Source organism: Alphaproteobacteria bacterium, from assembly GCA_024244705.1.
Classification (GTDB): domain Bacteria; phylum Pseudomonadota; class Alphaproteobacteria; order JAAEOK01; family JAAEOK01; genus JAAEOK01.
In genome coordinates, this window is record JAAEOK010000070.1 from 1 (window position 1) to 17,783 (window position 17,783).

General features: G+C 61.4%; 17 protein-coding genes. 10 read left to right on the plus strand and 7 right to left on the minus strand.

The genetic code is table 11. The annotated features are described in order from the left end of the window. Positions 1-307: 307 nt before the first annotated feature. From GY791_11790 to GY791_11830, 9 genes are all read left to right on the plus strand, one after another. A complete protein-coding gene (locus GY791_11790; GenBank protein MCP4329107.1) occupies positions 308-1,087 on the plus strand; it encodes an alpha/beta hydrolase in 780 nt (259 codons plus the stop codon). Positions 1,088-1,233: 146 nt separating this feature from the next. After that, positions 1,234-1,998 carry a phosphoribosylaminoimidazolesuccinocarboxamide synthase gene (locus tag GY791_11795; protein MCP4329108.1) on the plus strand — a complete coding sequence of 255 codons (765 nt, stop codon included), beginning with the start codon at positions 1,234-1,236 and terminating at the stop codon, positions 1,996-1,998. Positions 1,999-2,012: 14 nt separating this feature from the next. Further along, positions 2,013-2,264, plus strand: coding sequence for a phosphoribosylformylglycinamidine synthase subunit PurS (purS, locus tag GY791_11800; GenBank protein MCP4329109.1), 252 nt, complete (start codon positions 2,013-2,015; stop codon positions 2,262-2,264). A 2-nt stretch (positions 2,265-2,266) separates the two neighbouring features. Further along, entirely contained in the window at positions 2,267-2,956 is a 690-nt protein-coding gene (purQ, locus tag GY791_11805) for a phosphoribosylformylglycinamidine synthase subunit PurQ (GenBank protein ID MCP4329110.1), read from the plus strand. After that, positions 2,956-5,169, plus strand: coding sequence for a phosphoribosylformylglycinamidine synthase subunit PurL (gene purL, locus GY791_11810; GenBank protein MCP4329111.1), 2,214 nt, complete (start codon positions 2,956-2,958; stop codon positions 5,167-5,169). Before purQ ends, purL begins: the two co-directional genes overlap by 1 nt. Positions 5,170-5,192: 23 nt before the next feature. Continuing rightward, positions 5,193-5,450 (plus strand): BolA family transcriptional regulator, encoded by a 258-nt coding sequence (locus GY791_11815; GenBank protein ID MCP4329112.1) that lies wholly within the window; start codon positions 5,193-5,195, stop codon positions 5,448-5,450. Between the two features lie 6 nt (positions 5,451-5,456). Continuing rightward, positions 5,457-5,792 carry a Grx4 family monothiol glutaredoxin gene (gene grxD, locus GY791_11820; GenBank protein ID MCP4329113.1) on the plus strand — a complete coding sequence of 112 codons (336 nt, stop codon included), beginning with the start codon at positions 5,457-5,459 and terminating at the stop codon, positions 5,790-5,792. A gap of 62 nt (positions 5,793-5,854) precedes the next feature. Further along, positions 5,855-6,523, plus strand: a complete 669-nt coding sequence (locus GY791_11825) for an FkbM family methyltransferase (GenBank protein MCP4329114.1) — start codon at positions 5,855-5,857, stop codon at positions 6,521-6,523. Positions 6,524-6,610: 87 nt separating this feature from the next. Then, complete coding sequence (locus GY791_11830; GenBank protein ID MCP4329115.1) at positions 6,611-8,209, plus strand: phosphoethanolamine transferase; 1,599 nt, start codon at positions 6,611-6,613, stop codon at positions 8,207-8,209. Between the two features lie 59 nt (positions 8,210-8,268). Here the strand turns inward: GY791_11830 and rpsD are convergent, their stop codons facing one another. The 7 genes from rpsD to GY791_11865 form a co-directional block, all read right to left on the minus strand. Continuing rightward, positions 8,269-8,883 (minus strand): 30S ribosomal protein S4, encoded by a 615-nt coding sequence (rpsD, locus tag GY791_11835; protein ID MCP4329116.1) that lies wholly within the window; start codon positions 8,881-8,883, stop codon positions 8,269-8,271. Positions 8,884-9,113: 230 nt separating this feature from the next. Next, entirely contained in the window at positions 9,114-9,932 is an 819-nt protein-coding gene (locus GY791_11840) for a mechanosensitive ion channel (GenBank protein ID MCP4329117.1), read from the minus strand. A gap of 93 nt (positions 9,933-10,025) precedes the next feature. Further along, positions 10,026-10,823, minus strand: a complete 798-nt coding sequence (locus GY791_11845; protein ID MCP4329118.1) for an RNA methyltransferase — start codon at positions 10,821-10,823, stop codon at positions 10,026-10,028. Next, a complete protein-coding gene (locus tag GY791_11850) occupies positions 10,823-12,433 on the minus strand; it encodes a citramalate synthase (GenBank protein MCP4329119.1) in 1,611 nt (536 codons plus the stop codon). Before GY791_11850 ends, GY791_11845 begins: the two co-directional genes overlap by 1 nt. After that, the gene (locus GY791_11855; protein ID MCP4329120.1) at positions 12,430-13,812 is read right to left on the minus strand and encodes a cysteine--tRNA ligase; all 1,383 of its coding nucleotides are present in this window, start codon (positions 13,810-13,812) and stop codon (positions 12,430-12,432) included. The genes GY791_11850 and GY791_11855 overlap by 4 nt, the downstream gene beginning before the upstream one ends. A gap of 138 nt (positions 13,813-13,950) precedes the next feature. Further along, entirely contained in the window at positions 13,951-15,615 is a 1,665-nt protein-coding gene (locus GY791_11860) for an NAD+ synthase (GenBank protein MCP4329121.1), read from the minus strand. Positions 15,616-15,657: 42 nt separating this feature from the next. After that, positions 15,658-16,467, minus strand: coding sequence for an AraC family transcriptional regulator (locus tag GY791_11865; protein ID MCP4329122.1), 810 nt, complete (start codon positions 16,465-16,467; stop codon positions 15,658-15,660). Between the two features lie 94 nt (positions 16,468-16,561). Here GY791_11865 and GY791_11870 point away from each other — a divergent pair, with 94 nt between their 5' ends. Next, entirely contained in the window at positions 16,562-17,773 is a 1,212-nt protein-coding gene (locus GY791_11870) for an MFS transporter (protein ID MCP4329123.1), read from the plus strand. Positions 17,774-17,783: the final 10 nt, after the last annotated feature.

Consider the following 17,783-nt stretch of genomic DNA (forward strand, 5'->3'; position numbering starts at 1 on the left):
AGTCCGGCCGCACCAAAATCGTCTCGAAGTGAAACCGGAGAACCCATGGCAAACCTCCATCCGTTTGCCATCTTGAATCAGAAAAACACCGTTCCGGAAAGCCCCTATATGAGTCCCACTCACAGAGACTTGGTATAACCCGTCGAGAGACTGCTACTGCGCGGGCTGGCCTGGCTGCAGTCGGCAGCCGGAATGGATCGATACCTGGAACGGAAAGAAAATCGACGGCCTCGAAGTCGTCGTTGAATATCCGTGCACGAGCGGGCTGGGCGACGATTTCAAGGCCCCGCATTGGTGTGAACCGAACGTGTGCAAGCGCGCCGTCGCGATCGGAAAACTGATCGAGGCCAAGGTGTCGCAGGGCTACCGCCGCAAGAATATTTTCCTCGGCGGGCATTCGGCCGGGGCGTGGACGTCGCTGCTGATAAAGCGACACGACCCGGGCAAGTTCAACGGCGTGATCGCGGTGGCGCCGGCCTTCAACGGCCAGCGGTCGGAACGGTTTTGTATTGCCAAAGACTGCAAGGGCGAGATCGACGCCGGAAAGCGCGCTTGGTTGCGGGCCGAGAACAATGCGCATCTGGGTTCCGGCGCGCCGCGCTTGGACGCCCTCGTCTTCGCCTTCCATTGCGACCGGTTCGGCTGGCCTAACGAATATCCCTTCGCCGCAAATGCCTCAGTCTCGCAGATCACCTATCCTGATTTCGGCCGCGGAGTTCGGCCGCCGGGCAGCTGCGATCCGAAATTCGCGATCAGTGGGTTTTTCGACGGTATTGCAGGTGAAGTATGCAAGAAGATCGAACGCGACGCCCGAAACAGATCCAGCAACAGCCCGTCATGCAGCCGCAAACGGATCGCTTATTGTCCCGCCGGATGGACCGGTACTTGCGAATTAGACCAGCACACAAAGGTGCATCACAGCCAGGCATTCCAGGATTGGATAAACGACCCGGCAAATGGCAACGAATTCGTCCGCATATTCATCACGAAACGTCGGGCGGCATGGGCCAATGTCAATTATCAACCACGGAAGACGGCGCCGTGCGATTTCCTGCCGCTGCCAGCCCAATGCCAGCGGTCCAAATAGCCGACTTTCGCTTCTTATCCGGGATACCCTCGTCGGCCGCGGCAAACCCCGCCGCAATCGTTTGTGTTGGCGCGCCGGAGTTGCTATATGGAGGCCAACTCCTCCGCGGGCCGCGCCAGTGCGGCACGATACCCGGAATCCCGAACATGACGCGACGACGACAACTATACGAGGGCAAGGCGAAGGTCATCTTCGAGGGCCCGGAGCCAGGCACCATCGTCCACTACTTCAAGGACGATGCGACCGCGTTCAATGCCAAGAAAAAGGGCACAATCACCGGCAAGGGCGTGATCAACAACAGGATTTCGGAATACCTGATGTCGCGAATCGGCGAAATCGGGGTGCCGACCCATTTCATCCGCCGGCTCAACATGCGCGAGCAGCTGGTTCGCGAGGTCGAGATCATCCCGGTCGAGGTCGTGGTCCGAAACATCGCGGCCGGGTCGTTCTCCGAGCGCTTCGGCATGGCCGAGGGCACGGCGCTGCCGCGTTCGATCGTCGAGTATTATTACAAGTCGGACGATCTCGGCGACCCGATGATCACCGAAGAGCATATCACCGCCTTCGGCTGGGCGACGCCGCAGGAGCTCGACGAAATCATGAACATGGCGCTGCGGATCAACGACTTCCTCAGCGGCCTGTTTCTCGGTATCGGCATTCGCCTGGTCGATTTCAAGATCGAGTTCGGGCGCCACTACGAGGACGAGCAGGTGCGCTTGATCCTGGCCGACGAAATCACGCCGGACAGCTGCCGGTTCTGGGACATCAAGACCAGCGAACGCCTCGACAAGGACCGGTTCCGTCGCGACCTGGGCAAGGTCGAAGAAGCCTATCAGGAGGTCGCGCGGCGGCTCGGCATCCTTCCCGAAAGCGGTCCCACGGACCTCCAGGGTCCATCGACGATGCAGTGACGGCCGCGCAGGGGATGAAGGCACGGGTCCATATCACGCTGAAGAACGGGGTTCTCGACCCGCAGGGCAAGGCTATATCGAACGCGTTGTCACATCTCGGATTCGCCGGTGTGGGCGAGGTCCGGCAGGGCAAATATATCGAGCTCGACATTGCCGAATCGGATGCCGCCGCAGCCCACGCCGCGGTCACCGAAATGTGCGAGCGGCTGCTCGCCAACACCATCATCGAAAACTACGCCATCGACATCGACGAGGGAGCGACGTAAGCGTGAAAGCCGCCGTCATCGTCTTCCCGGGCTCGAATTGCGATCGCGACGTTGGGGTTTCGCTGGCGCAGAGCATGGGGACGGCGCCGGACATGGTGTGGCACGGCGACGGCACCCTGCCCGAGACCGATCTGATCGTTATTCCAGGCGGTTTCGCCTATGGCGACTATCTCCGCGCCGGCGCCATGGCGGCCCATTCGCCGGTCATGCGCGAGATCGTCGACCGCGCCGGCAAGGGTGTCCCGGTGCTCGGAATCTGCAACGGCTTCCAGGTCCTGACCGAGGCCGGGTTGCTGCCCGGCGCGCTAATGCGGAACGCGGGCCTGAAATTCGTCTGCAAGGATGTCCACATCCGGGTCGAAACGAGCCAGACCCTGTTCACCAGCGGATACGAGTCCGGTCAGGCGCTGCGTCTTCCGATCGCCCATCACGAAGGCAATTACGTCACCGACGATGCGACCCTCGACCGTCTCGAAGAGGGTGGTCAGATCGCGTTCCGATACTGTACCGCGGAGGGCGAATTCTGCGACGACGCCAACCCCAACGGCTCGCAGCGCCATATCGCCGGCGTCTTCAATGAAACGAAAACGGTCATGGGCTTGATGCCCCATCCCGAGCGGCTCGCCGACCCGATGCTTGGCGGCACCGATGGCCGCGGCATGTTCGACGGTCTGGTCGAGGCGTTGGGCTGATGGCCGACGATGGGGTCGCTCCGGACGTGACCGCCGAGGTCGCCGCCGAGCATGGCCTGTCGGCGGACGAATACGCGCGCGCCGTGGAGATCATGGGACGGGCGCCAAACCTGACCGAACTCGGCATCTTCTCGGTGATGTGGAGCGAGCATTGCTCCTACAAATCGTCCAAGGTGTGGCTGAAGACGCTGCCGACCGAGGCGCCATGGGTGATCCAGGGTCCCGGCGAGAATGCCGGCGTGGTCGATATCGGCGACGGCATAGCGGCGGTCTTCAAAATGGAAAGCCATAACCACCCCTCCTTCATCGAACCTTACCAGGGCGCGGCGACCGGGGTCGGCGGTATCCTGCGGGACGTCTTCACCATGGGCGCGCGGCCGGTCGCCAACCTCAACGCGCTCCGCTTTGGCAGCCCCGACCACCCCAAGACGCGCCACCTCGTCGCCGGCGTCGTTGCCGGCATCGGCGGCTACGGCAATTGCATGGGTATTCCGACCGTCGGCGGGGAGTGCAATTTCCACCCCTCGTACAACGGCAATATTTTGGTCAATGCGATGACCGTCGGCCTCGCGCCCGCCGACCGCATTTTCTATTCCGCCGCCACCGGGCCTGGCAATCCGGTGGTCTATGTCGGCTCGAAGACCGGCCGCGACGGCATCCACGGTGCCACCATGGCGTCGGCCGAGTTCGCCGAGGATTCCGAGCAAAAGCGGCCGACGGTCCAGGTCGGCGATCCGTTTACCGAAAAACTGCTGCTCGAGGCCTGTCTCGAACTGATGGCGACCGACGCCATCGTTGCCATCCAGGACATGGGCGCCGCCGGGCTGACGTCGTCTTCGGTCGAGATGGCGTCCAAGGGCGGCGTCGGCATCGAGCTCGACCTCGACCAGGTGCCGCGCCGCGAGACCGGCATGACGCCCTACGAGATCATGCTGTCCGAAAGCCAGGAGCGGATGCTGATGGTCCTGCGACCCGACCGCGAAGCGGTGGCGCGGGCCATTTTCGAAAAGTGGGAGCTCGATTTTGCCGTCGTTGGACAGGTCACCGATAGCGGTCGCCTTGTTTTGCTCGAACGGGGGGCGGTCGTGGCCGACATACCGGTTGCTCCGCTGGTCGCCAATGCCCCGGAATATGAGCGGGCCTGGACGCCGACCCCGCCGCGCGCCGTCATAGCGGCCGAGGAGGCGTCCGGCGACATCGCCGTCGGTGACGCCTTGATCCGCCTGCTCGGTTCGCCGGACCTTTGCGGTAAGCAGTGGATATGGGAACAATACGACCACATGGTGATGGCCGATACGGTGGGCCGTCCTGGCGGCGATGCTGCCGTGATTCGCGTTCATGGAACAAAGCGCGGGCTGGCGCTGACTTCCGATTGCACGCCGCGCTATTGCCTCGCCGATCCGGTCGAAGGCGGCCGCCAGGCGGTCGCCGAGGCGTGGCGCAACCTAACCGCGGTCGGCGCGCGGCCGTTGGCGCTTACCGACAACATGAACTTTGGCAATCCGGAGCGGCCCGAAATCATGGGCCAGTTCGCCGGCTGCATTGAGGGCATGGGCGAGGCGTGCCGGACCCTCGACTTCCCAGTCGTTTCCGGCAACGTGTCGCTGTACAACGAGACCAACGGCGCGGCCATCCTGCCGACGCCGGTCATCGGTGGGGTCGGCGTTGTCGACGATGTAAAAAGCGCCGCCACCCTGGCCTTCAAGGCGCCCGACGAAGTGATCATCGCTTTTGGCCGGACCGAGGGATGGCTCGGCTGTTCGCTCTATCTGCGCGAGATCCTGGGGCGCGAGGATGGCGCGCCGCCGCCGGTAAGCCTGAGCCGGGAACGGCGGACCGGGGATTTCGTCCGCGAAGCGATTCGCGCCGGCCGGGTGACCGCGTGCCACGACGTCGGTGACGGCGGTTTCCTGGTCGCGCTCGCGGAAATGGCGCTCGCCGGCGGCATCGGTGCCGTACTGGCGCGCGACTTCGAGAACATCCCGGCCACCGCATGGTGGTTCGGTGAGGATCAGGGACGTTATATCGTAACGGTCCCGCAACAAGACTTCGGCCAATTGTTGATGGATGCCATGACCATTCGTATTTCGATCGTTCCGCTCGGCCGAACTGGCGGCGACTCGTTGACAGTGGAATCGGAGAAACCTATATCCCTTGCGGACTTGCGCGTTGCGCACCAACAATGGCTGCCGCGTTACATGGACGCAATCTAGGAATACGGACGGAGGTCGGCACGATGGCGATGGAAGCGACCGAAATCAGGCGACTCATCCTCGAGTCCCTCCCCGACGCGGAAGTCGCGATCGAGGACCTGCGCGGCGACGGCGACCACTATGCCGCCCATGTCACATCGAGTGCCTTCGAAGGCAAGTCGCGGGTGCAACAGCACCAAATGGTTTATCAGGCACTTCAGGGCAAGATGGGCGGCGAACTGCATGCGTTGGCTCTGCAGACCGGTTTGCCCGGAACCCTCCCGACAGGGAACGAGGAGTAGTTACATATGGTCGACAACTCAGTATTTCAGCGGATTCAGCAAGATATCGAGGACACCGACGTGGTCGTCTTCATGAAAGGGACGCCGGTGTTTCCGCAATGCGGATTTTCGGCTGCGGTTGTGCAAATCCTGTCTCATATGGGCGTCAAGTTCAAAGGCATCGATGTGCTTACGGATCCGTCGCTGCGCCAGGGCGTCAAGGATTTCTCGAACTGGCCGACGATCCCGCAGCTTTATGTCAAAGGCGAGTTCCTCGGCGGTTGCGACATTATTCGCGAGATGTTTGAAACCGGTGAACTTCAAAAAGAACTTGAGAATCGAGGCGTTACCGCGCAATCGTGATCTCGAATTCGCCGTAGCTTGCGCGGGGGCTGCCCGGGCGGCCCCTTTTTCGATTGGTGGCAATGGGATTTACAAAGGGCAAGCGACCGGAGCATGGCGAGTTCGGCCGCATTTCCTACGCGCAGGAGGCCGAAGACCTTCTCCTGTTCAACGTCTACAAGCGTCAGCGTGAGGGCTTTTACGTCGACGTCGGCGCCCACCACCCGACACGATTTTCAAATACCCAAATCTTCTATGACTATGGCTGGTACGGGATCAACATCGATGCTCACCCGGACAGCCTGGCCCTGTTTCAACGCGATCGGCCGCGTGACATCAACCTCCAACTCGCCATCTCCGACGTCAGCGAGCCTCTGACCTTCTATATGTTCGACGAAACCTCGGTCAGTTCCTTCGACGAGGAGCTCTCGAAGGGACCGCGGCGGGCGCAGTACTCCATCCTCGGCACCACGACGATCACGCCGCGTCGCCTCGACGACATTCTGTCCGAGTTCCTGCCCGACGGGCAGAGCATCGATTTCCTCAATGTCGATGTCGAAGGCCACGATCTCAACGTCTTGCGCTCAAACGATTGGGTCCGGTTCCGACCGACCTTCGTCCTTGTCGAGTCGTTGGAACGCCGCGCCGCTGCGGTCAATGACGATCCCCATTGCCAGCTCATGACCAAACACGGATACCACCTCTACTGTCAGACCCCACGCACCCTGTTCTTCCGCGACTCCGCGGCTTGATCCGACTTCCTATTGCTATTCCGCTGCATCATCGCGACACTGCCCGCCGCCGCCATTCTGTGACATGACGGCTTTGGGTCGAAGATTATGGTTTGGGTCGGGATTATCTGTCTGACGGCGATCTTCGCGCCGGCGATCTGGATTGCGCATGTCCATTTCCGCCGCTACGGGATCGAAGGGCTGTTGGGGACGCTCGTACAGGCGGCCTTCCTATACGCCGCCACCATAGCCATCCTCGGCACAGCGCTCACTGCAGTAGTCCTATTTCTACCGCTGGCCGTTGCTCTGGTGGTGCTGAACTTTCTAAATTTGAACTTCTATCTTCTGTACGGCCAGCCGATCCGGGAAAGCATGCTTGCGGAAATCCTCAAGTTCAACCCGCTCGAATGGCGAGAATTCGCCCACGGTGTCCCGCCCAAGATCAAGGTGATTTCCCTCGGCTACGCAGCGGCCTCGCTGGTTTCGATCGGGTGGCTGATCGCGTTTCGACCGATCAGCGACGAGGCTGGGATAGCGGCGGGCGTGCTGGCCATCGCCCTTCTGCTCGCGGCCTGGATGCGCGGCTTTCTGTTTTCGATCTACCCGATGAAATACATCAAGCAGCTTGGCCTGGTCGTTTCACAGGGACGAGCGATCAAGCGTTTGAGAAGCGACAGCGGGCGGGAGGATATTCAGGTCGAATCACCCGCCGGATTGACCGACGAGGTGTTCATCGTTGTCATCGGAGAATCGGTACGTCGCTCCAACCTTTCGATTTACGGCTATGACCGCGAAACCACGCCGTTCCTGGATTCGATCGAGGACGAGTTGATCGTCTTCGACGATGCGATCAGCGTCGCGAGCGTTACCCATGCCGCGTTGAAATTCGCGTTAACACCGGCATTGATCGACGACGAGGCGCCGGTTTTCACGCGCAAGACCCTGCTCAACGCGGCCGGAAATGGCGGGCTCGAAACCCATTGGATATCGAATCAGCCGCGCGACATGGTGTTCGACTACGTGTTCGAGGTAGTGGCCGAGGAGGCCGACCACAAAACCTATCTCAACACCGACCCCTTCAAGTCGCCGCTTGACGAAGCACTGCTCCCCTTCATTTTCGGTGCCATCGATGGCCGCAAGCCGTGCCTTGTAATGGCCCATATGTTCGGCAGTCATTTCCGTTACGACAAGCGCGTCAGCGATCAATTCCGCCGCTTCACCAAGGACGCCAACTATACCCAGGACGTCAGGGATCGCGGCCTCATCGTCGACAACTACGACAATACGATCCTCTACCTCGACCATTTTCTCGAGCAGATTATCAGCGCCTGCCGGGAGCGCGAAATTGCCGCCGTCGTCGGTTTTATCTCGGACCACGGCGAAGCTCTATTCGACAACGGCCGGGATTTTGGTCACGCCCTGGTTCGACCATCGCGCAAGGAGTTCGAGGTTCCCTATCTCTATTGGGCGTCGCCACATTTCAGGAATCGGCATCCGAACAATCCGCTGTTCCAGGTGGCGCGGCGCGTTACGGAACCGGCGGAAACCCAATTGGTGTTCGAGGACCTTTCCGCGATCATCGGGCTGACATACGACAACGTCACCATCAAACGGTCGAACCTGTACCCGTTCGCAATGCGGAGCGGCACCAAACGGGAAATCATGAGCCACGGGCGGGTACACGATTTCGACGCGTTGGACCCGTGAGACGGAAAGGGCGGCGCCTGCCCGGCACCGCCCCATTTTTGATTCGGCCGCGCTCCCGGTTAGCGGGAATAGAACTCGATGACCAGATTCGGTTCCATGTGGACCGGATAGGGCACGTCCATGAGCTTGGGCCCGCGAACGAACGTTCCCTTCATCTTGGAATAGTCGACCTCGACGTAGTCGGGTATATCGCGTTCGGGAGATTGCACCGCTTCAAGAACCAGCGGCAACTCACGCGACCTGTCCTTGACCTCGATGACATCCCCGTCCTTGACCATGTAGGACGGAATGGTGACACGACGGCCGTTGACCCGGATGTGGCCATGATTGACGAACTGCCGGGCAGCGAAAACGGTCGGCACGAAGCGCATGCGATAGACGACGGCATCGAGGCGGCGTTCGAGAAGCTCGATTAGAAGCTCCCCGGTATCGCCGCGGCGCCGCACCGCTTCCCGGTAGTAACGGCGAAACTGCTTTTCCGTGATGTTGCCATAATAACCCTTCAGCTGCTGCTTGGCGCGAAGCTGAATGCCAAAATCCGATGGTTTGCGGCGGCGTTGGCCGTGTTGGCCGGGACCATATTCGCGACGGTTAAAGGGACTTTTCGGCCGGCCCCACAGATTGACGCCCAATCGGCGATCGATCTTGTGCTTGGATTCATTGCGTTTTGACATCTCTTAATCCCGTATTAGCGGTGTTGTTGGTGTCCCGATTGGCCCGCTGCAAACGGCGACGGACGGAGCGACAGCTCGCATTCTCGGGAATGGGGCGCGAGTATAGGAAGACCGAAGGAGCTGTCAAATGGAATCGGCTCCCCACCGGTCCCGCCGAAAAGCCATCGATCGCGGCCGATATCGTCCTTGGTCAATTCGGCCGGGACCGGTTGCCGTCAACCGTCAAATCGTCACTCGGCGGCTTCGGCCACGTTGTAAACCGTTCGAGTCGGAAACGGAATGGAAATGCCGTTGGCGTCGAGCGCTTCCTTGATCGCCTGCGTGAGGTCGAACTTGAGCCCCCAATAGTCGCCGTTGTCGCACCAGACGCGAACCGTGAGGTCGACCGAGCTGTCGCCCAGATTGACGACCGCGATCATCGGTTCGGGATCCGATTTGGCCCGCGCATCGCCCTTGATAACGGCTTCAATCGTGGTCTTCGCTTTTTCGATGTCATCGGCATAGCTGATGCCGATCGCCAGATCGCAACGGCGCGTGGCATGGAAGCTGTAGTTCATGACCGCGGAGCCCCAGACCTGGGTGTTGGGGATAATGATCTGGATGTTGTCCGGTGTGCTGAGCTCGGTAACGAACAATGAAACGGTCTGGACGGTTCCGGCATGTCCGCCGACTTCAACATAATCGCCGGATTTGAAAGGCCGGAATATCAGCAACATGACCCCTGCGGCGACGTTGCTGAGCGTGCCCTGCAAGGCGAGGCCGACGGCGAGGCCGGCACTGCCGAAGATAACGAGGAGGCTGGTGATTTCGATGCCGAACTGCGCGATGACCGCCAGAACGGTGACGGTCAGCACAAGGTACTTCGCCAGCGCGCCGAGGAAACCGGACAGCATCGGATCGATCTTGCCCGTGCGTTCCAACGAGCGTTTGACTAAGTTTCGTACGCGGCCGGAAATCCACAGCCCGACGATCAGGATAGCAATTGCGGCGACGATGCTGATTCCGTAAGTAACCAGCAATGTCATGACCGTATCGGTGACCGAGTTCATGCTCTCACCCAATGTTCTAGTCTCCTGTCAAAAAATGCTGCGACCGTCGCGGCCTCTTCGCGGATGTCTCGCTCCGCTCTCCGTATTCCGAATTCATTCCGGTAAATCACCGGATTCCTGCTTGGCCAACGCCGCAGGACCGTGAACGCTCAATCCGGTGACGATCCCGCGCAGGGTTCGAACCTCCTGCTCGGTTAGATTGGCGCGTTGGAACATATTGCGAATATTTCGAACCATTGTCGGGCGTTTTTCTTTCACTTGCAAGAAACCGCAGCGGTCCAATTCACCCTCGAGGTGCTCGAAGAAGCCCAACAATTCCGCCTTGGTCGCGGGCCTCGTGGTGCCGATCGGCAGTGCGAAGTGGGTGACGCTGCGGCTGGCACGATACCATTCGTAGGAAACGAGCAGAACCGCCTGAGCGAGATTGAGCGATCGAAAAGCCGGGTTGAGATCGACCTCGATCGCCGCATCGGAAAGGGCGACATCGTCATTGGTCAACCCGCGCCGCTCCGGCCCGAACAGCACGGCGCAACGCTTATCGGCGGTGCTTGCAGCATGAATCTCGGATGCCGCCCGCGCCGGCGACAGCACCGGCTTGATCATGTCGCGGCGGCGTGCGGTGGTGGCGTAGACTCGCCGGCAATCGGCGATTGCCGCCGCGGTCGAATCGAAGAGACGAGCGCCCTCTATCACCGCGTCGGCGCCCGCCGCGGCGGCGGTCGCCTTGGCATTCGGCCAACCGTCGCGGGGCCGGACGAGGCGTAGCTCGGTCAATCCGCCATTCAACATGGCGCGCGCGGAGGTGCCGATGTTTTCGCCGAGTTGCGGCTCGACAAGAACAACGACCGGGCCGCCGAGAACGGGTTCCTTGGAGCGGTCGGTGCCGGCCATTACGCCGCTTTTTCGGGGAGCACGGCGCCCGTCCGATACAATTTGTAGGTAATGCTGTCGTGGAGCGCGTTGTACGAGGCGTCGATGATGTTGGTGGACACACCGACGGTTGCCCAATGGTGGCCCTCACCATCGGCACTCTCGATCATCACCCGAGTGACCGCGCCGGTTCCGGCCTGGGGGGTAAGAATACGAACCTTGTAATCGACCAAGCGGACGTCCTCAAGGTTCGGATAAACCGGTATCAGCGCCTTGCGCAAAGCGAGATCGAGGGCGTTGACCGGTCCGTTGCCCTCGCCGACCGTCATCAAATGTGTTCCTGCCACCTCGACCTTGATGGTCGCCTCGGACAACGTGATCAGGTCGCCCTTGGCGTTCCACCGCCGTTCGTCGATGACCCGGAAACTGTTCAAGGCGTAGTAGTCGGGCACCGACTCGAGCGCTCGACGCGCCAGCAATTCGAAGCTGGCCTCAGCGCCGTCATAGGCATAACCGTCGAACTCCCGCGCCTTGACCTCCTCGACCAGTCGTTCGACCTTTTCGCCGCCGCTCTCGACCTCGATTCCGATTTCGCGAAAGCGGGCGATGATATTCGAGCGGCCGGCCTGATCGGAGACCACGATGTGGCGGTGGTTGCCGACGAGTTCCGGCGCAATATGTTCGTAGGATTTGGGATCTTTCTCCACCGCCGACACATGGAGCCCGCCCTTGTGGGCGAACGCCGATTCGCCGACATAGGCGGCATTGCGGGTGTGCGGCCGGTTGAGGTGCTCGTCCAAAAAACGGGAGATATGGGTCAGCTTTGCCAGGTGTCCGGTCGAAACACCGGTCTCGTAGCCCATTTTCAGGACCAAAGACGGAATGATCGAAACCAGATTGGCATTACCGCACCTTTCGCCGAGACCGTTGAGGCTGCCCTGCACTTGGCGAGCCCCGGCGCGGACCGCCGCCAAGCTATTGGCGACGGCGTTTTCGGTATCGTTGTGGCAGTGGATACCAAGATGGTCGCCGGGGATGAGGGCAACCACCTTGGCGACGATGCGCTCGATGTCGTCGGGAAGCGTGCCGCCATTGGTGTCGCAAAGAACGATCCAACGCGCACCGGCGTCGTAGGCGGCCTTGATGCAGGACAGGGCGTAATCGGGGTTGGCGTTGTAGCCGTCGAAGAAATGCTCGGCATCGAACATGACCTCGTCGACCCGCGTCACCGCCTCCCGAATACTGTCGGCGATCATCGCGACGTTTTCGTCACGCTCGATACCGAGCGCGACGTCGACGTGGAAATCCCATGTCTTGCCGACCATGGTGACGACCGGCGCCTTGGCGCCGAATAAGGCGTTCAGTCCGGGATCGTTGGCCGTGCTGCGCCCCGGCCGACGGGTCATTCCAAAGGCCGCGAGCCGCGACCGCTGCAAGCGGGGCGGGTCCTTGAAAAACGCATCATCGGTGGGGTTGGCGCCCGGCCATCCGCCCTCGATGTAGTCGATGCCCAGACCATCTAGTTCGCGTGCGATTACAGACTTGTCATTGGCGCTGAAATCGACACCTTGGGTCTGCGCCCCATCGCGCAGGGTGCTGTCGTACAGGTAGATGCGTCTGTCAACGCTCATTCGACTCCTCCTCGGCGGCGCCAAGTCGTGCCTTGGGGCCCGTCCTCGAGGACGATGCCGCGATCCGCGAGCTCGTTGCGAATTCGATCCGCCTCGGCAAAATCCCGTCCCTCCCGTGCCACCACCCGCTTGGCGATCAATCCGTCGATCTCCGTGGCGTCAATACCACCACTGCCGCCGGTAAACCACTCTTCCGGCTCCTGCTGGCCGAGACCGAGCAGCCGCCCCCCCGCCAGCAACGCTCCTTTCAATCGGGCGCGCTCGTCATCGTCGTCCGACTTATTGAGGGCCGAGACGATTTCGTGCAGATGCGAAATCGCCAGCGGCGTATTCAGATCGTCGTCGAGGGCGGCGAGAATTCCTTGCGGCACTTCGCTCTCGGTTGCGGCGATCGCCTCGACCCCACGCAATGCCCCATAGATGCGATCGAGCGCCGCGCGGGCCTGACGCAATGCGTCGCGCGTGAAATCCAACGGTTGACGATAGTGGGTCGCGAGCAGCGTCAGTCGAACCGCTTCTCCCGGGGCGTCATTGAGAAGTTCGCGTACGGTCAGGACGTTGCCCAGCGACTTCGACATCTTCTCGTGATCGACATTGAGATAGCCATTATGGACCCAGTAGCGGGCGAACGGCTTGCCGTCATGGGCACAGGTGCTTTGAGCGATCTCGTTTTCATGGTGGGGAAAGATCAAATCCTGACCGCCGCCGTGAATGTCGAAGGTCTCTCCCAGGTGAGCCTCGCTCATGGCCGAGCACTCGATATGCCAACCGGGACGCCCGCGACCCCACGGGCTGTCCCATCCGGGTTGATCGGGGTCGGACGGTTTCCACAGCACGAAGTCGGCGGGATCCTGCTTGTAGGGCGCCACTTCGACCCGCGCGCCGGCGATCTGGTCTTCGCGGTCGCGCCCGGACAGGCGCCCGTAATCGGCCATCGACGGGACATTGAAGAGGACGTGACCATCGGCCGCGTAGGCGTTCCCCGTAGCGATGAGGCGTTCGATCATCGCGATCATCTCGGGGATGTGTTCGGTCGCCCGTGGCTGAACGGTTGGCAGCAGCGCGCCCAGAGCCGCCATATCCTCCTGATAAGCGGCCTCGGTACGTGCGGTCAGGTCGGCAATTGCCTCGCCATATTCGCGCGCCGCATTGATGATCTTGTCGTCGACGTCGGTGATATTGCGCGCATAGGTGACCCGCCCGTAATGGTGACGCAGCAGACGATACAGGACGTCGAAGACCACGACCGGCCGCGCATTACCGATATGGGCGAAGGAATAGACCGTCGGACCACAGACATACATGCGCACGTTCGCCCCATCCAAGGGCGTGAATTCTTCCTTGTCGCGCGTCAGCGTGTTGTGCAGCAATAGCGCCACGACGGCCCTCAAGCATCTAATATTAAACCATTTTTGCCGGAAATCAGGGAGCTTTCCGGCGACGGCGGATGAGAGGTAGCAGATTCCGAAACGCCGGTCCACGCCTGCGGCGGCAGCGGCCGACGATAGGCAGGCGCATCAAATCAAACTTTTGACCGCATTGGTAATGGGATAGCGCCGTTCGCGTCCGAACGAGCGGCGGGTGATCTTGACGCCCGGCGGCGCCTGCCGGCGCTTGTATTCGGCGATGTCGAGCATGCGCCAGACGCGGGCAACGATCGCCCGGTCATGGCCCCGCGCAACGATATCGTCGACCGCCATCTCTCCTTCGATCAGGCATTTCAAGATGTCATCCAGCTCGTCGTAAGGCGGCAGCGTATCCTGATCGGTCTGATCGGGTTTGAGCTCCGCCGACGGCGGCTTGGTAATGATGCGCTCGGGAATGACCCGCCCGTCCGGTCCCAATCCGCTTCGCGGACGATTTTGATTGCGCCAATTGGAGAGCGCGAACACCGCCGTCTTGTAAACGTCCTTGAGAACGGAATAGCCGCCGCACATATCGCCGTAGAGCGTCGCATAGCCCACCGACATCTCAGACTTGTTGCCGGTCGACAGAACCATGTGGCCGAACTTGTTCGACAGCGCCATCAGGGTAATGCCGCGCGACCGCGCCTGCAGATTTTCCTCCGTTGCATCGGCCGGCAGGTCGTCGAAAAGCGGCTTGAGCATTTTGTCGAATGCCGTCATCGCCGGCTCGATCCCGACCGTGTCCAATCGCACGCCGAGAAGCTCCGCACAGGCGGTTGCATCTTCGAGGCTTTCATCTGAGGTGTAGGGCGACGGCATCATCACGCAATGCACATGATCGGCGCCCAACGCGTCGACCGCCACCGCGGCCGACAGGGCCGAATCGATGCCTCCCGAAAGGCCAATCAGCACGCCCGGGAAACCGTTCTTGCCGACATAGTCACGCAGGCCGAGCATCATCGCCTGGTAAATGTCCTCGACGCCGCCACTGCCTACCGACGCGATCTCGCCTGCTGCGCAGAGCCAACTTTCGTCGCCTCTCGTCCACACACCGGAAAGCACCGCCTCCTCCCATGCCGGTGCTTGCAGACGGAGTCGGCGGTCGGCGTCAAGGACGAACGAGGCGCCGTCGAAGACAAGCTCGTCCTGGCCGCCGATCTGATTGACATAGATCAGCGGAAGGCCGGATTCGGTAATCCGGGCGACGGCCAGATTGAGGCGCTCGTCAGGCTTGTCGGTTTCGTAGGGCGAGCCGTTGAGAACGACCAGAATTTCCGCCCCCGATTCCTCCAGGCACTCGGTGACATCCGGCGTCCACATATCCTCGCAAACCATGACCCCGAGACGCACGCCGCGAAAGCTGACCGGTCCCGGCAGCGGGCCCGGCTTGAACACGCGCTTCTCGTCGAAGACACCGTAGTTCGGTAGGTCGTGCTTGAGACGAACCGCCGCGATCTCGCCACTGTCGAGCAAGAGGGCCGCGTTGTGTAACCGCCCCTCCACCCGCCACGGCGCGCCGACCAAAAGCGCCGGTCCGCCGTCGGACGTGGACTTCGTCAATTTCTCAATCGCGTGCTCGACACGATCCTGAAAAAATGGCTTCAGAACCAGGTCCTCGGGCGGATAACCACTGACGCAAAGTTCGGAAAAGACCACGAGGTCGCCATGCTCCCGCGCGGCCGTCTCGCGGGCGGCAAGGATGCGCGCCACGTTGCCGTCGATGTCGCCGACCGTCGGATTGATCTGCGCCAGGGAAATCGAGAGACGATTGGTCATGGCTTAAATATAGGCATTGGCGGGGAACGAGAAACACAAAGTTCAGGCCCGCTCGCCGTCCGTGGCGCGTTCGAAATAGCGTCCGGGAGTCTCTCCAGTCACCTCTCGGAACATTGCGATAAAAGCGCTGGGGCTGTCATAGCCGACGGAAAAGGCGACGCTTGTTACCGGTTCCCCGGTGGCCAAGCGGGCCAGGGCTTCGTGAACGCGCACCTGCCGGCGCCAGGCACGGAACGAGAGGCCGGTCTCGGCCAGGAAAAGCCGCGCCAAGGTGCGGGCGCTGGCGCCGGCGGAAACCGACCACGCTTCGAGGGTCCGGTTGTCGGCCGGCGCCGCGGCAAGGGATTCGGTGACATAGCGCAGGCGCTTGTCCTTGGGGATCGGCAGATGGAGGGCGATCAGCGGCGCCGCCGCGATCTGGTCGAGCAGGACCGCGACCTGACGCGCCTCCGGCCCTCCCGCGGCATGGTCCGGCGGCAACCCAATCGCGGCCAAAACCAATTCCCGAAGCAGCGGCGACACTGAGAGGACGGAGCAATTCGAGTCTTCGATCGGTGCCGCCTCGGAATGGATGTAGACGGTCCGCATCTCGACATCGCCGACACACCCGACCTCGTGTTCGATACCGGATGGGATCCATACCGCGCGGTGCGGAGGGACGACCCAGGTTCCAATGGGCGTCTGCACCCGCATCACGCCGGCGGTGGCGTAAAGGAACTGGGCATGATCGTGGCGATGACGGGCGATGACGTCGCCGTCGAGGAGATCGCGCGAGAAGGCGACAACCGGCCGGGCCGGCCATTCGGGCCGGATCTGCTGGGACGGTGCGAGAGGTTGTCTTTTTCTCGACATTTATTGACATGATGCCGATAGACAGCCATCGGGCGCAAGCCCTATATCGACCGCTGATGACCGATACCACGAGGGTGCCTTGGCCCCAACAACGATGACGACTGGCGCTCGGAGCTGGCGGCGACCGGAGATCCTTTTGATCTTGATGGCGGCGGCGGTGCCCTTGTCCCACGCGTCGTGGCAGGCGCTGCTCAATAATTTCGCGGTCGAACAGGCCGCGTTTACCGGCGCCGAGATGGGAATTCTGCAAAGCGTGCGGGAAATCCCCGGCTTCCTTGCGTTCGCGGTGGTCTTCGTTCTATGGCTGATGCGCGAACAAACGCTCGCCATTGTCGCGTTGCTGCTGTTGGGAATCGGAACCGCCGTGACCGGCTTCTTCCCGACGGTGGTCGGCCTGTGTCTCACGACGTTCATCATGTCGATGGGTTTTCACTACTACGAGACCGTCCAACAATCGCTGACCCTGCAGTGGATCGACAAGAAGCGGGCGCCGCTAGTCTTCGGCCGCATTATTGCCATCGGCTCGTTTGCGGGGATCGTCTCGCTGGTCCTCATCTACATCGCCTTCGATCAATTGGGAATGGATTTCCGCTGGGTCTATCTGGTCGCCGGTGGCGGAACGGTGGTGATCGCCGTGGTCGCCCGGTTCGCATTTCCCCGCTTCGAACAGCCGGTCGAGCAGCACAAGCACATGGTTATCCGCCGCCGGTATTGGCTCTACTACGCGCTCACCTTCCTGTCGGGCGCCCGCCGCCAGATCTTCATCGTGTTCGCCGGTTTCATGATGGTCGAAAAGTTCGGCTACTCGGTCGCCGAGATGTCGATCATGTTCCTGATCACCGGCGTCTTGAACATGTTCCTGGCGCCGAGGATCGGCCGGCTTATTTCGCGCTGGGGTGAGCGCCGCGCCCTGATCGTGGAATATATCGGCCTAATCGTGATCTTCGTCTCCTATGCCTTCGTCGAGGATGCGACCTTCGGCGCCGGGCTCTATATCGTCGATCACGTGTTCTTCGCCCTGGCGATCGCGATCAAGACTTACTTCCAGAAAATCGCCGACCCCGCCGATATCGCACCGACCGCCGGCGTCAGCTTCACGATCAGCCATATTGCGGCGGTCGTGATTCCGGCGATCTTCGGGTTCGTGTGGTTGGTCTCACCGGCCGCCGTTTTCATGTCCGGCGCCGGCATAGCCGTGCTGTCTCTCGTCCTGTCGATGAATGTCCCGCACAATCCGCAAGACGGAAACGAAGTTCTCTATCGGCGGCGGCCGCGCCCGCTGCGTTCGCCGTTGCCGGCCGAGTGACCATGCTGCC